Annotated in this window: 9 protein-coding genes and 1 other RNA gene; 4 read left to right on the top strand and 6 right to left on the bottom strand. The window is 71.5% G+C overall.

The genetic code is table 11. The features are described 5' to 3' along the window. The coding region (locus ACJJV7_RS14570) for a DNA polymerase III subunit gamma and tau (RefSeq protein ID WP_405467875.1) at positions 1 to 1,281 on the bottom strand (1,281 nt) is incomplete at its 3' end. Positions 1,282 to 1,376: 95 nt separating this feature from the next. Here ACJJV7_RS14570 and ACJJV7_RS14565 point away from each other — a divergent pair. Continuing rightward, on the top strand, positions 1,377 to 2,474 hold the full coding sequence (locus tag ACJJV7_RS14565; RefSeq protein WP_405373540.1) for an FAD-dependent oxidoreductase: 1,098 nt from the start codon (positions 1,377 to 1,379) through the stop codon (positions 2,472 to 2,474). 7 nt (positions 2,475 to 2,481) lie between these two features. Here the strand turns inward: ACJJV7_RS14565 and ACJJV7_RS14560 are convergent, their stop codons facing one another. The 5 genes from ACJJV7_RS14560 to ffs all read right to left on the bottom strand — a co-directional run bounded on the left by ACJJV7_RS14560 (position 2,482) and on the right by ffs (position 9,489). Beyond that, positions 2,482 to 5,094: a glycoside hydrolase family 65 protein gene (locus ACJJV7_RS14560; RefSeq protein WP_405373542.1), complete on the bottom strand. Its 2,613-nt coding sequence runs from the start codon at positions 5,092 to 5,094 to the stop codon at positions 2,482 to 2,484. A gap of 49 nt (positions 5,095 to 5,143) precedes the next feature. Beyond that, positions 5,144 to 5,866: an HAD family hydrolase gene (locus ACJJV7_RS14555; RefSeq protein ID WP_405374897.1), complete on the bottom strand. Its 723-nt coding sequence runs from the start codon at positions 5,864 to 5,866 to the stop codon at positions 5,144 to 5,146. Between the two features lie 61 nt (positions 5,867 to 5,927). Then, positions 5,928 to 7,151 carry an acetate/propionate family kinase gene (locus ACJJV7_RS14550; protein ID WP_405373544.1) on the bottom strand — a complete coding sequence of 408 codons (1,224 nt, stop codon included), beginning with the start codon at positions 7,149 to 7,151 and terminating at the stop codon, positions 5,928 to 5,930. Beyond that, complete coding sequence (pta, locus tag ACJJV7_RS14545; protein ID WP_405373546.1) at positions 7,148 to 9,301, bottom strand: phosphate acetyltransferase; 2,154 nt, start codon at positions 9,299 to 9,301, stop codon at positions 7,148 to 7,150. Before pta ends, ACJJV7_RS14550 begins: the two co-directional genes overlap by 4 nt. A gap of 91 nt (positions 9,302 to 9,392) precedes the next feature. Next, an RNA gene (gene ffs, locus ACJJV7_RS14540) (signal recognition particle sRNA small type) lies at positions 9,393 to 9,489 on the bottom strand. 93 nt (positions 9,490 to 9,582) lie between these two features. On the opposite strand from ffs, the gene ACJJV7_RS14535 reads away from it, so the two are divergent. Genes ACJJV7_RS14535 through ACJJV7_RS14525 form a run of 3 tightly spaced genes read left to right on the top strand, consistent with a single transcriptional unit; the run spans position 9,583 to position 14,102 of the window. After that, a complete protein-coding gene (locus ACJJV7_RS14535; protein ID WP_405373548.1) occupies positions 9,583 to 10,608 on the top strand; it encodes an AAA family ATPase in 1,026 nt (341 codons plus the stop codon). A 16-nt stretch (positions 10,609 to 10,624) separates the two neighbouring features. After that, entirely contained in the window at positions 10,625 to 11,863 is a 1,239-nt protein-coding gene (locus ACJJV7_RS14530) for a DUF58 domain-containing protein (protein WP_405373550.1), read from the top strand. Continuing rightward, a complete protein-coding gene (locus tag ACJJV7_RS14525; RefSeq protein WP_405373552.1) occupies positions 11,853 to 14,102 on the top strand; it encodes a transglutaminaseTgpA domain-containing protein in 2,250 nt (749 codons plus the stop codon). Before ACJJV7_RS14530 ends, ACJJV7_RS14525 begins: the two co-directional genes overlap by 11 nt. The last annotated feature ends 11 nt before the right edge of the window (positions 14,103 to 14,113 follow it).

Genomic DNA, 14,113 nt, shown 5'->3' with positions numbered 1-14,113 from the left:
GGGCGCAGCCGCACTCGCTGCGGGTGCCGGTACGCTCGCCGGTGCCGGCGCGGAGGGGGCGGCGGGCGCCGGAGCTGGTTCGGCCGGGGCCGTTGCCGGAGGCGCCTGCCGCGGTGCGGCGGGCGCCGATGCGGCCGGGCTGCCCGTGGACGATGCCGCCGGGGTGGTGGCGCCGGCGGAATCGGCCGAGGCGAGCACGCGCGCGACGAGCAGCTCGAGCTGGAGGCGCGGCGAGGTCGTGCCGGTCATGTCGTCGAGGGCGGTGACGACGAGATCGGCGATGCGCGACAGTCGATCGGTACCGAATGCGGTCGCCTGACGGCCCATGCGCTCGAGCTCGTCGGCCGGGATGCCGCGCAGCACCGCACTGGCGCCCGCTCCGGTCGCGGCGACGATGATCAGGTCGCGGAGCCGTTCGAGCAGGTCGTCGACGAAGCGGCGGGGGTCCTGTCCGGTCTGGACGACCCGGTCCACCGCGCCGAAGGCCGCTGCGGCGTCGCGCGACGAGAACGCGTCGACGACCTCGTCGAGGAGCTCGGCGTGGGTGTAGCCGAGCAGCGAGACGGCGCGCTCGTACGCGACGAGGCCCTCGTCCGAGCCGGCGATCAGCTGATCGAGCAGCGACAGGGTGTCACGCGGCGACCCGCCACCGGCGCGGACGACGAGCGGCAGCACGCCGGGCTCGACCTTCACGCCCTCGGTGCGGCACAGCTGCTCGACATAGTCGAGCATCGCGGCCGGCGCGACCAACCGGAACGGGTAGTGGTGCGTACGGGAGCGGATCGTGCCGATGACCTTCTCGGGCTCGGTCGTCGCGAAGATGAATTTGACGTGTGCGGGCGGCTCTTCGACGAGCTTGAGCAGGGCGTTGAACCCCTGCGCCGTCACCATGTGCGCCTCATCGAGGATGAAGATCTTGAAGCGGTCTCGCGCGGGGGCGAACACCGCGCGTTCGCGGAGGTCGCGGGCGTCGTCGACGCCGTTGTGCGAGGCGGCGTCGATCTCGACGACGTCGAGCGACCCGCCACCGTCGCGGCTCAGCTCGACGCAGCTGTCGCACGTGCCGCACGGGGTGTCGGTGGGCCCGGCGGCGCAGTTCAGGCACCGCGCGAGGATGCGCGCCGACGTGGTCTTGCCGCAGCCGCGCGGACCGGAGAAGAGGTAGGCGTGACCCACCCGGTCGCTGCGCAGCGCCGTCATGAGCGGATCGGTGACCTGGGCCTGGCCGATCATCTCGCCGAAGCTCTCCGGGCGGTAGCGGCGATACAGGGCGGTGGTCACCAGAACAGACTACGGCGTGCCACCGACACCGACACCGACACCGACTCCGGCGCGGGTGGGGGAACACCGCCGAGCACCCGGGCGTTGCGGCCGGTATGGATCCCGTGGCCGTCGACGTGCTCGTGATCGGCGCGGGTCAGGCCGGCCTCTCCGCCGCGTACCACCTGCAGCGGCGAGGGTTCCATCCGCACGGCGCGGGCGGGCGGCCGGACTACCTCGTGCTCGACGCGGAGGAGCGCCCCGGCGGCGCGTGGCAGCACCGCTGGGCGTCGTTGCGGATGGGGTCGGTGAACGGCATCCACGAGCTCCCCGCCCACCCCGTGCCGGCGGCCGATCCTGCGTCGGCGAGCCGCGACGTGCTCCCCGACTACTTCGCCGAGTACGAGCAGCGCTTCGCGCTCGGCATCCGGCGCCCGGTCCGCGTGCGGAGCGTGCGGCCCGCCGACGACGACCCGCACGGCCGGCTGCTCGTCGAGGCCGACACCGCGGACGGCCCCGAGCGGTGGGCCACCCGGTACGTCATCAACGCGACGGGCACGTGGCGGCGCCCGTTCTGGCCGCACTACCCCGGTCAGGAGTCCTTCGCGGGGCGGCAGCTCCACGTGCACGACTACGTGTCCGCAGCCGAGTTCGCGGGCTCGCGCGTCGTGATCGTGGGCGCCGGTGTGTCGGCGATCCAGCTGCTCGACGAGATCTCCCAGATCACCGAGACGTTCTGGGTCTCGCGAGAGGAGCCGCGCTGGGACGCGCAGGGCTTCGACACCGCCGCCCGCATCCAGGCGATCGCGGGCGTCGAAGAGAGGGTGCGCCGAGGCCTGCCCCCGGGCAGCGTGATCTCGGTCACGGGCCAGCACTGGACACCGTGGGCGCAGGCGGCGAAGGACCGCGGCGCGCTGGTGTGGCATCCGATGTTCACCGCCGTCGTGCCGACGGGGGTGCGGATGCCGGACGGCGCCGTCGAGCCGGCCGACGTCATCTTGTGGGCGACGGGCTTCCGCGCCGACATCGCCCATCTCGCGCCCCTCGGACTGCGAACACCGGAGGGCGGCATCCGGGTCGCGAACACGCGTTCGCTCGACGACCCCCGGCTGTTCCTCATCGGATACGGGCCGTCGCAGTCGACCATCGGAGCCAACCGCGCGGGCCGCGATGCGGTGCGCGCGATCGTCTCCGACGGCCGCCTGACGGACTGACGCGGGGCTACGCCTCGGTGCCCACGTCGCTCGCGTCGATCGTCTGGATCGGGCGCGTGCGGCGATCGGGCTCCTGAGGGTCGGTGTGGATCGGGCCGCTGCCTGGATCGATGACCGGGATGGTGCCCGTGTGCACCGGCACCATGGTCGCGGCGGTCGAGTCGGGCACGGATGCCGACAGGAGCGTGCCGTCCTCGCGGAGCTGCTCACCGATCTGGCGGAGCGTGGGGCGGCCGGCGATCACCGGGCCCTGGCCGTCGAGCGCGATGGTGACCGACTCGCCGCCGCTCACGGTGTAGCCCGCGCCGCGGACCGTGAACGACACCGCCTCCCCCTCACCGGCGACGACGGTCATGTCGTTCGGCCGGATCGAGATCGTCAGACGGGTGCCGTGCCAATGGAGCGTGTAGGTCAGCGACGGCCAGTCGGCAGGCAGCCGCGGGTCGAAGCTGAGCGCACCGCGGTGATCGCGCATGCCGCCGAAGCCCGAGACGAGAGCCGTCCAGACGCCGCCCGCCGACGCGACGTGCACGCCGTCGGCGGCGTTGTTGTGCAGGTCTCCCAGGTCGACGAACGCGGACTCCCGGAAGTACTCGAGAGCAAGGTCCTGATAGCCGACCTCCGCCGCCAGGATCGATTGCACGACCGCCGACAGCGTCGAGTCGCCCGTCGTCAGCGCGTCGTAGTACTCAAAGTCGGCGAGCTTCTCGGCCGGTGTGAACTGGTTGCCCTGCAGGAAGAGCGCCAGGACGACGTCGGCCTGCTTGAGGACCTGGTAGCGGTAGATGACCAGCGGGTGGAAGTGCAGCAGCAGTGGCCGCTGCTCCTCGGGGGTGTTCTCGAGGTCCCACACCTCTCTCTCGAGGAACACCGCATCCTGCGGGTGGATGCCGAGCGCGTCGCTGTACGGGATGTGCATCGCCTCACCCGCGGCCTGCCACGTGTCGGGCTCGGACACGTCGAGGTCGAGGCGCTCGACGAGCGCGCGATACGCCTCGGGCTCGTCGATGGACATCTCCCGCACGACCCGCGCCGCGTAGCGGAGGTTGTAGCGGGCCATGACGTTCGTGAAGAGGTTGTCGTTCACGACGGTCGTGTACTCGTCGGGGCCCGTCACGCCGTGGATGTGGAAGCTGTCGGGATCGCCGCCCTCCGTGAAGCGCCAGAAACCGAGCGTCGCCCAGAGCCGGGCGGTCTCGACGAGGATGTCGACACCTTCGCGGTAGAGGAACTCGGTGTCACCGGTGGAGCGCACGTACTTGCCGAGCGCGAAGGCGACGTCGGCGTTGATGTGGTACTGCGCCGTGCCCGCGGCGTAATAGGCGGACGCCTCTTCACCGTTGATCGTGCGCCAGGGGAAGAGCGCACCGGCCTCGTTCAGCTGACCCGCGCGTTTGCGCGCGGCCGGAAGCATGAGGTACCGCATCCGGAGCGCGTTCCGTGCCCACAGCGGTGTCGTGTACGCCAGGAAGGGCAGGACGTAGACCTCCGTGTCCCAGAAGTAGTGACCGCTGTAGCCCGACCCGGTCACGCCCTTCGCGGGGACGCCGAGCGAGTCGGCCCGCGCCGCCGCCTGGGCGAGCTGGAAGAGGCACCAGCGGGTCGCCTGCTGCAGGTCGTCGTGACCCTCGATCACGACGTCGGAGCGGTCCCAGAAGTCCTGGATCCACGCCTCCTGGCGGTCGAACTGCTCCTGGATGCCCTCGTGCTCGATGCGGTCGAGGGTGCGGCGGCCGCGGTCGACGAGCTCCCGCGCGGGCACGCCACGCGACGTGTGGTAGGTCACGGCCTTCGTGATCGTGACCGGCACGCCCTTCTTGGCCTGCACGCGGAAGACGTTCTTCGCGATGTCGGGCTCGATCAGGGCGCGGGCGGAGTACTCGTTCTCGGTCTCCACGAGATGGTCGGCGACGAGCGCGACCGTCATCCCGGATGCCGTGACCTTGTACGACAGCGCCGACCGGCCGCCGTCCTGCCAGTACTCCTCCGGCCGGAGCACGCGCTCGGCGATGCGCTCGGCCTTGCGCGGGTCGAACCCGGCCTTCGCCGGCTTGCCGGCCTTGCCTGCGCCGCCGTAGACGTCCTCGCCGTCCTGCCGGTTGATCAGCTGGCAGCTCACCGTCACCGGGGCGTCGGCGTTCATCACGGTGACCGTGAGCCGCATGAGCGCGATGTGGCGCTCCTCGAACGACACCATCCGCTCGAAGTCGACGACGACGTCTTTGCCGCTCGGCGTCATCCAGCGAACGTGCCGGGTGAGCACGCCGCGACGCATGTCGAGCGCACGCTCGTACTCGCGGATGTCGGAGATGTCGAGGGACAGCGGCTCATCATCGACGTAGACCCGCATCACCTTGGCGTCGGGGGCGTTGATGATCGTCTGCCCGACCTCGGCGAACCCGAACGCCTGCTCGGCGTGACGGATCGGGAAGACCTCGTGGAAACCGTTGATGAAGGTGCCGTGCTCCTGCGCGTGCCGCCCCTCGGGGTGGTTGCCGCGGAGACCGAGGTAGCCGTTGCCTGCGGCGAACAGGGTCTCGGTCACGCCGGCGTCATCCAGCGAGAACGAGGTCTCGACCAGGCGCCACGGGTCGACGGGGAATCGGAAGCGATCGATCATGCGGGTCCTTTGCAGGGGTCGGGTACCCCGGAGTGAAGACGGACGAATCTCAGACGAAGGCGTCGAGGTCGTCGACGACCACGTCGGCGCCTGCGGCGGTCAGGGCGGCTGCGCCGGCGCCGCGGTCGACGCCGACCACGAGACCGTACCCGGCGGCGGACGCCGACTGGACGCCGGAATGCGCATCTTCGACGGCGGCGCTGCGGGCGGGGTCGACGCCGAGCATGACGGCAGCGCGCGCGAACACGTCGGGGGCCGGCTTCGACTCGAGGTTCTCCTGCTCTGCCACGACGCCGTCCATGATGACCGGGAAGCGGTCGATGATGCCCGCGGCGGTCAGCACCTCCCGCGCGTTCTTCGAGCTCGAGACGACGGCGATCGGCACACCGGCATCCTGCAGCTTGGTCACGAGGGCGAGCGATCCGGGGTACGGCGCGATGCCCTCGGCCCGCAGGACCTTCTCGAACACGATGTTCTTACGGTTTCCGATGCCGCACACGGTGTCGGCGGTGACCGGGTCGTTCGGGTCGCCCCACGGCACCTCGACGTCGCGCGAGCGCAGCAGGCTCGCGACCCCGTCGTAGCGCTTCTTGCCGTCGAGGTAGTCGAAGTAGTCCTGCGGCGCGTAGGGAGGGGTGAGCCCCCACGCCGTGAAGAGCTCGGTGAACATGGTCTGCCAGGCGTGCATGTGCACCTCCGCGGTGGGCGTGAGCACACCGTCGAGGTCGAAGAGCACGCCGTCGTAACGGGTCAGGTCGGGCAGCGGGTCCATTGTCACGAGATCAGCGTATCCGGGCGCGCGCGACGCGGTTCACACCTGAGCATGTGGACGATCAGCCGCGCGCGACGGCGTGTGCCTGGCGGGCGATCTCGAGCTCTTCGTCGGTCGGGACGACCAGCACGGTGACGGGGGAATCGTCGGTCGAGATGACCCGGATGCCACGCTCCCCCGCCTCGTTCCGCGCGGGGTCGAGGCGGACGCCGGCGAAGGCGAGGGTCTCGAGCGCCGCAGCGCGGACGGTGGGCGAGTTCTCACCGACGCCGGCGGTGAAGGAGATGACGTCGACTCCGCCCAGCTGGGCGAGGTAGTTCCCGATGTAGGCGCGGAGGCGGTGGATGTAGACGTCGAACGCGAGGATCGCATCGGCATCCCCGTCCGCGCGACGCTGCTCGATGTCGCGCATGTCCGACGCGCCCGCGAGTCCACGGAGGCCGCTCTTCTTATTCAGGAAGTCGTCGAGGTCTGCGGGGGTCATGCCCTCCCGGCGAGCGAGGACGCCAAGGACGGAGGCGTCGAGGTCGCCCGACCGAGTGCCCATGACGAGGCCTTCGAGAGGGGTGAGGCCCATGGAGGTGTCGACGGATTCGCCGCGGTCGATCGCGGTCGCCGACGCGCCGTTGCCGAGGTGCAGGACGATCTGGGTCAGCTCGCCCAGCGGCCGCTGCAGGAATTGCGCCGCGGCCTCGCTCACGAACTTGTGACTCGTCCCGTGGAAGCCGTACTTGCGGATGCGGTGCTTCTCGGCCATCTCGCGGTCGATGGCGTAGGTGAACGCCGCGGCCGGCATCGTCTGGTGGAACGCCGTGTCGAACACCGCCACGTGCGGGACATCGGCGAAGGCCGCGCGCGCGGCCTTGATGCCCTGGAGCGCGCCCGGGTTGTGGAGGGGGGCGAGAGCGCTGAGCTCGTCGATGTTGATCTCGACCAGGGAGGTGATGAGCGTCGGCTCGAAGAACCGTGCCCCGCCCTGGACGACGCGGTGGCCGACGGCGTGCGGACGCGCCGCCTCGAGCGACGGGCCGTGCTCAGCGAAGGCGTCGAGCATCACCGTGAACCCGGCGGTGTGGTCGGGGATCGGAAGCGTGCGGGTCGAGGATGCGCGCGTCGCGGCGACGGCGGCGCCGTCGCCCGCGAAGAGGACCGTGTGGGTGGCGACCCCCTCCGTCTCCCCGATGCGCTCGACGAGTCCGCTCGCGAGGGCGCGTTCGGTGTCGACGTCGATCAACTGGTACTTGAACGACGACGACCCGCTGTTGATGACGAGGATCGGGGTCACTCTGCTGCTCCCTGCGTGGTCTCGGGTGCCACGACGGGCTCGTCTGCGGCCTGCGCCTGGATCGCGGTGATCGCGATCGTGTTCACGATGTCTTCGACCAGGGCGCCGCGCGAGAGGTCGTTGATCGGCTTGTTGAGGCCCTGGAGCACGGGGCCCATGGCGACGGCGCCGGCGGAGCGCTGAACGGCCTTGTACGTGTTGTTGCCGGTGTTGAGATCGGGGAACACGAACACGGTCGCCCGCCCCGCCACGTCGGAGCCGGGCATCTTGGTCGCCGCGACGGCGGCGTCGGTCGCGGCGTCGTACTGGATGGGCCCCTCCACGAGCAGCTCGGGCGCACGCTCGCGGACGATCGCGGTGGCGTCGCGGACCTTCTCGACGTCGGCGCCCGACCCAGATTCGCCGGTCGAGTACGACAGCATCGCGACGCGGGGGTCGATGCCGAACTGCGCGGCGGTGGCTGCGGACGACACGGCGATGTCGGCGAGCTGAGGCGCCGTGGGGTCGGGGATCACGGCGCAGTCGCCGTAGACGAGCACCCGGTCGGCGAGCGCCATCAGGAACACGCTCGAGACGACGTTCACGCCGGGCTTGGTCTTGATGATCTCGAAGGCCGGTCGGATCGTGTGGGCGGTCGTGTGCGCGGCGCCCGAGACCATGCCGTCGGCGAGCCCGAGATGCACCATGAGGGTGCCGAAGTACGACACGTCCGTGACGGTGTCGGCGGCCTGACGGTAGGTGACGCCCTTGTGGGCGCGAAGCCGCGCGTACTCGGTGGCGAACTTGTCGACGTGCACGGCATCGAAGGGGCTGAGGATCTCGGCCCCTTCGAGGTCGAGACCGAGCTCGAGGGCCCGCGAGCGCACCTCGATGGGCTCCCCCAGGATGGTGATGTCGGCGATGCCCCGCGCGAGCGCCGTCGATGCGGCGCGGAGGATGCGGTCGTCGCCGCCTTCGGGGAGGACGATCCGCCGGCGGGCGCCGCGCGCCCGCTCGATCAGGCCGTACTGGAACATGAGCGGCGTGACGACGGAGGAACTCGCGACGCCGATCCGGCGCAGCAGCTCGTCGGTGTCGACGTGCGTCTCGAAGAGGGCGAGCGCGGTGTCGTAGCGGCGCTGCGAGTGGGCAGCCAGTCGCCCGCGAGCGCTCATGATGCCGCGCACCGTCTCGTACGTGCCCTGATCGGTCGTCAGAATGGGCAGGTTCGAATCGAGCCCGTCGATCAGGCGTTCGACGGGCTCAGGGAGCTCGAACGGCCCGTAGAGGACGACGCCGGACAGCGCCGGGAACGTGCCCGATGAGTGGGCGAGGAGCGCCGCGAGCAGCACCTCGGTGCGATCGGCGGCGACCGCGAGGATCGCGGCCTCCTCGAGCCGCGGCAGCACGTTGTTCAGCGACATCCCCGCGACGACGACGTGCAGCACTTCGCGGTCGAGGAGCGCCTCGTCGCCCTTGACGAGGGTCGCGTCGAGCGAGCGGGCGACGTCGGCGACCGACGGCGCGATCAGGTAGCTGTCCTCGGGGACGGCCCACACGCCGACATCTCCCTGGGCGGCAGGGGTGGCCTTGACGGCGGCGACGATCTCCTCGAGCCGCTCGGGATCGGCACGGTTCACCACGACCGCGAAGATGCCGGCGCGCTCGTGCTTGACCTCGGCGAGGGAGAGGGTGGCGAGATTGCCGACCTGCTCGGGGGTGAGCCCGCCGGACTCCGAGCGGGTCTCGCCGTCTGCCGACTGACCGCTCAGCACCAGCAGCACCGGCGCGCCCAGGTTCGCCGCGATGCGGGAGTTGTAGCCGAGCTCCGCGGGGCTCCCCACGTCGGTGTAGTCGCTGCCGAGGATCACCACGGCGTCGCACTGCGCTTCGACGGCCTTGTACCGCTCGACGATGCGCCCGAGGGCTCCCTCGGGGTCGGCGCGGACCTCGTCGTAGGTGGCGCCGATGCACTCGTCGTAGCCGAGGTCGACGCCGTCGTGGTCGAGCAGCATCTCGAGCACGTAGTCGCGCTCCTCGGTCGAGCGGGCGATCGACCGGAAGACCCCGACGCGGGGGGAGGTCCGGATCAGGGTGTCGAGCACGCCGAGGGCGATCGTCGACTTCCCGGAGTGACCTTCAGCGGACGTGATGTAGATGCTCTGAGCCACGCCCCCAGCCTAGGCGCGCGGAGTTCTCCGCGGGCTGGGAACAGCCGTGAGAACGCGCGGGTCCGGGCGGCGAGCGCCGGCATCCGGACAAAGAAAAGACTCTCCGCGAACCCGGCAGAGCCCGGTTACCCTTGCTACGTTTCCGTCCTGGGGGAGTTGGCCTGGGTGCCGTCTCGCGGAGAGCTGCTGCAAGTCTACCCGACGTCAGCACCTGCTCATCGAGCCCGGGTTAGCATCGGTCGGGAGCGCGAGGACGCGTCGACCATGTGCAAGGGGGACGGATGACCGACGGACACCAGCCGACGAGCCGGCGCGCGGGGCTCGCCTCGCCCGACCGGCCGATCGACGCCCAGGGTTTCGCTCAGCTGACGGGGGCGATCGCGGCATCCATCTCGACGGTCATCGACGGCAAGCCCGACGCCGTGCGCGCGGCTCTCGTCTGCCTGCTCGCCCAGGGCCACCTGCTCATCGAGGACGTTCCCGGCGTCGGCAAGACGATGCTCGCCCGCACCCTCGGAGCGACCGTCGCGGCGACCGTGCGACGCATCCAGTTCACGCCCGACCTGCTCCCGAGCGATGTGACCGGGGTGAGCGTCTACGACCCCGTCGAGCGACGCTTCGAATTCACGCCGGGCGCGATCTTCGCCCACATCGTCATCGCCGACGAGATCAACCGCTCCTCCCCCAAGACGCAGTCGGCACTCCTCGAGGCCATGGAGGAGCGCCAGGTCACCGTCGACGGTACGAGCCGCGAACTGCCCGACCCCTTCCTCGTCGTCGCGACGCAGAACCCGCTCGAGATGGAGGGCACCTACGCCCTTCCCGAGGCGCAGCGCGATCGCTTCATGATGCGCATCTCGATGGGGTACCCGGATGCCGAGAACGAAGCGCTCATGCTGCGCCAGCGCGATCACGCCAACCCGCTGACGGCTCTGACGCCGGTGCTCACCGCCGAGCGGGTCAGCGCCCTCATCGAGTGGGCGCGGCGCATCCACGTCTCGCCGTCGGTCGAGGACTACGCGGTCGCCCTCGCCCGCGCCACCCGCCAGCACCCCGACCTGCGCCTCGGTGCGAGCCCGCGTGCGACCCTGCAGCTCGTCCGCGCCGCGAAGGTCTGGGCGGCCCTCGAAGGGCGCGAGTTCGTCATCCCCGACGACTTGACGACTCTGCTCGAGCCGGTCTTCGCCCACCGCCTCATCGCCGCCCGCGGCACCAGCGCCACGCGCGGACGCAGCGGAGCGGATGCCGTCTCGCACGCCCTGCAGACGATCGCCGCGTCGGTACGCGTCCCCCTGGCCGCGCACTGACGCGCGAGGCACCGACATGACCAGATGGCCGCTGACCGCACGCGGCACCGGCGCGATCCTCCTCGGCATCCTGTCGTTCGTGATCGCCGGGGCGTTCTCGGTGCCGGCGCTCCTGTTCTTCGGCGTCCTGCTGGTCGCCGCCGTCGGCGTCTCTCTCGCGTCGCTGTATCTCGGGCACCGGCCCGACCGGGTGCGGCGGTCGTTCTTCCCCGAGACGGCAACCGTCGGGGGCACGGTCGATGTACGCGCCCACGTCGAGACGCGCACCCTGCTCCCGACGGTCGCCGGGTCATGGTCGGACGGCCTTCCGAGCGGCGTCGAGGGTGACGCCTCCGGCGTCTTCCCCGGGCTCGGATCCGGCCTCGCGGCGGGATCGCACAGCGTCGAGCTCGAGTACCGGGTGCTGACCACGCGCCGCGGCGTGCGCGCCCTCGGCCCCGTCCGGGTGACGACGCACGACCCGTTCGGTTTCGCGCGGCGCACGCAGCGACTCGGCGGCGCCGTGCCCCTCACCGTGGCACCGGCGATCATCGAGCTGGGCTCCCTGTCGGAACTCCCCGGCGACGCCGGCGGCGACATGCAGACGACGCGGGACCGCATGGGCCAGGGTGCCGACAACCTCATTCCCCGCACGTACATGCCGGGCGATTCCATGCGCCGCATCCACTGGCGCGCGAGTGCCCACCGGGGCGAGCTCATGGTGCGCCAGGAGGAGCAGGAGTCGCACCCCGAGGCCGTCGTGGTGTTCGACAGGTCGGTCGCACGGTGGACCATCGAGGCGCTCCGCGCCCCGGGCGAGGATGCGGCCTTCGAGCTCGCCGTCTCGGCGGTGGTCTCGGCGGTCGCGCGGTTCGTGCGGGAGGGGTACACCGTGTCGGTCATCGACGTCGACGGCGTCTCGCTCGTCGAGCCCATCGACGCGGGCGACACCGCAGCCGTCGAGACGATGACGGTCGCCTTCGCCACCCTCACGGCCCGCCGCGACGGCGCCCTCGCCGACGCCGCCTCGCTCTTCGGCGGGGCGATGATCGGGCCCATCGTCGTGGTGACGGGCGCCATCGCAGAGACGGATGCCGCCGCGCTCGCCCCGATCGTCGCGCACACCTCGCTCCCGGTGCTGCTCTCGGTCGGCGGCGAACCGGGTGGGCTCGCGACGGCCCGGACCGCCGGCTGGCGCGTGTCGACCCTCGAGCCCGAGGACGAGCTCGCCCGACTGTGGGGGCCCGTGATGGGGGGCGGTGTCCGTGTCGGCTGACACTCCGGCGGCGCCGCGCCGCCGCCACGACGGCTTCTCCACGGTCGCCCTGTTCGTGGCGCTCGCGGCAGCTCTCATCCCGCTCCTGTCGGTCGTGGCGACGGATCTCTGGGTGGTCCTCGCCCTCGCTCTGAGCGGCCTCATCCTCGCGGCGGGGTACGTCGCGCGCCGGCGGCGGGTGCCCGCCGTCGTGATCACGCTCGGCGCAGCCGCCCTGTGGCTCGTCTTCCTGACCGTCGTCTTCTTCTCCGATGCGGCCTGGCTGGGCATCATCCCGTCCGGCGAGGCGTTCGATCGCATCCCGCTGCTGGTCGACGAAGCCGCCGAATCGATCCGGGTGGGGGTCGCTCCACTCGTGCCGACGGCGGCGGTGTCGTTCCTGATCGTGGGAGCGGTCGGCATCCTGGTCATCGCCCTCGACCACGTCGTCCTCACCGCGCGGATGCCGCTGCTCGCGGCGGTGGCGCTGATGTCGGTCTGGCTTATCCCGACCCTGGCGGTTCCCCGGTCCGTCGACGTGTGGGGCTTCGCCCTCCTGGCGGCGGCGATCCTCATCCTGATCCGCGCCGAAACCCGCTCCCGTGCGCTGCCGCGGTCGGCAGGTCGTCCGGCGGGCGGCGTGGGCGCGGTCGCCGGCGTAATCGGCGTCGTGGCGATCACCGCGTCGATGCTGGCGGCCCCCGCGCTCCCGCAGAGCGTCGCCTCGGGCGGGTTCGCCAGCGGGACCCGGATCGACACGTCCCTGAACCTCGGCGACGATCTCCGCCGCCCCGATGCGGTCCCCGTGGTCCGCTCCTGGAGCGATGCGCCGACACCGCCCTACCTGCGCGTCGCCACTCTGAGCGGGCTGCGCGGTGAGTCGTGGCGCCCCGATCGCGGCCCGGGAACGCCGCTCGATCAGTGGGGCGGAGAGGCGCCCGCGGTCGCCGAGGACATCGAGGTGGCCGAATACCGCACCCGGGTGCAGGTGCTCGATCTCGTCTCGTCGGCCGTGCCGGTGCCGTATCCGGCGACCGGCATCACCGACCTCGACGACTCCTGGAGCGTGCTGTCGGAGAATCTCACGGTCACGTCCGCCGCCTCGGGCGCCGGCGGCCAGGAGTTCGACGTCGTGACGAGCGTGCCGCGCCCGAGCCTCGAACAGGCCCGCGCGGCGCGCACCACGGCTCCGGGCGGCGACGGCGACGTCACCGAGCTGCCCGAGTCGATGCCCTCGAACATCGCCCGCCTCGCCGAAGAGGTCACCGCCGACGCGACGAACGACTACGACCGCCTCGTCGCCCTGCAGTCGTGGTTCCGCGGCGCGGACTTCGAGTACTCCCTCGACGCCCCCGTCGCCGAGGGGTTCGACGGGTCGGGTGCTGACGCAGTCGGCGACTTCCTCGAGGTCCGCGCGGGCTACTGCGTGCACTTCGCGTCGGCCTTCGCCCTGATGGCGCGCACCCTCGACATGCCGTCACGGATCGTCGTCGGCTTCCTCCCCGGTGCGGCGACCGCAGACCAGGTCGGCGGCGCGCGGGTCTACGAGGCGACGACGGCGCAGCTGCACGCGTGGCCCGAGGTCCACTTCGAGGGCATCGGCTGGGTCGCCTTCGAACCGACCAAAAGCCTCGGCACCCCGCAGCGCTTCGTCTCGGACGAGACTCCGGATGACCAGCCCGAGCCGACGGCCACGCCCACGCCGACCGCCTCCCCCGCCCCCACCGAGACCGCCGCGCCTCAGGACGATCAGGACGACACGGCCGCCGGCGCGACGTCGACGGGGCCGCGCTGGGACCGCATCGCTCCGGTCGCGGGTGGAGTGGCGGGCGTCGTGCTGGTCCTCGCGGCTCCGGCGCTCCTGCGCCTCGGACGCCGGCACGTCCTTCGCGGTCGCGCTCGCGCCGGCAGCGTCGGCGCAGCCTGGCGCATGGTCCAGGATGCGGCGATCGATCTCGGCATCCCGGTGCCCGCGTCGGAGTCGGCGCGCGCGTTCGGCGCTCGGCTCGTCGCGCAGCACGGCGCAGACGACGCCGCGACCGGGCGCCTGGTCGAGAGGGTCGAACTCGCCAGCTACGCGCCGTCGTCGCTCCGAGCGGCGACCGGTCCGGGTGGAATGGCCCCGGATGCCGACGAGGTCGGCCGCTCGATGCTCGCGCATACTGGCGCCGCTCGGCGGATCATCGCGAGCACCCTCCCCCGCTCGCTCGTGGTGCGACCGGGATCGACGTTCGCCGAGACGGCCGCCTCGACCAGCTGACCCCGGGTACG

Source organism: Microbacterium sp. Ld4 (genome assembly GCF_045066555.1).
Taxonomy (GTDB): Bacteria; Actinomycetota; Actinomycetes; order Actinomycetales; family Microbacteriaceae; genus Microbacterium.
The sequence above is the reverse complement of the archived record's forward strand: the minus strand, read 5'-3'. Positions and strand labels throughout refer to the sequence as shown.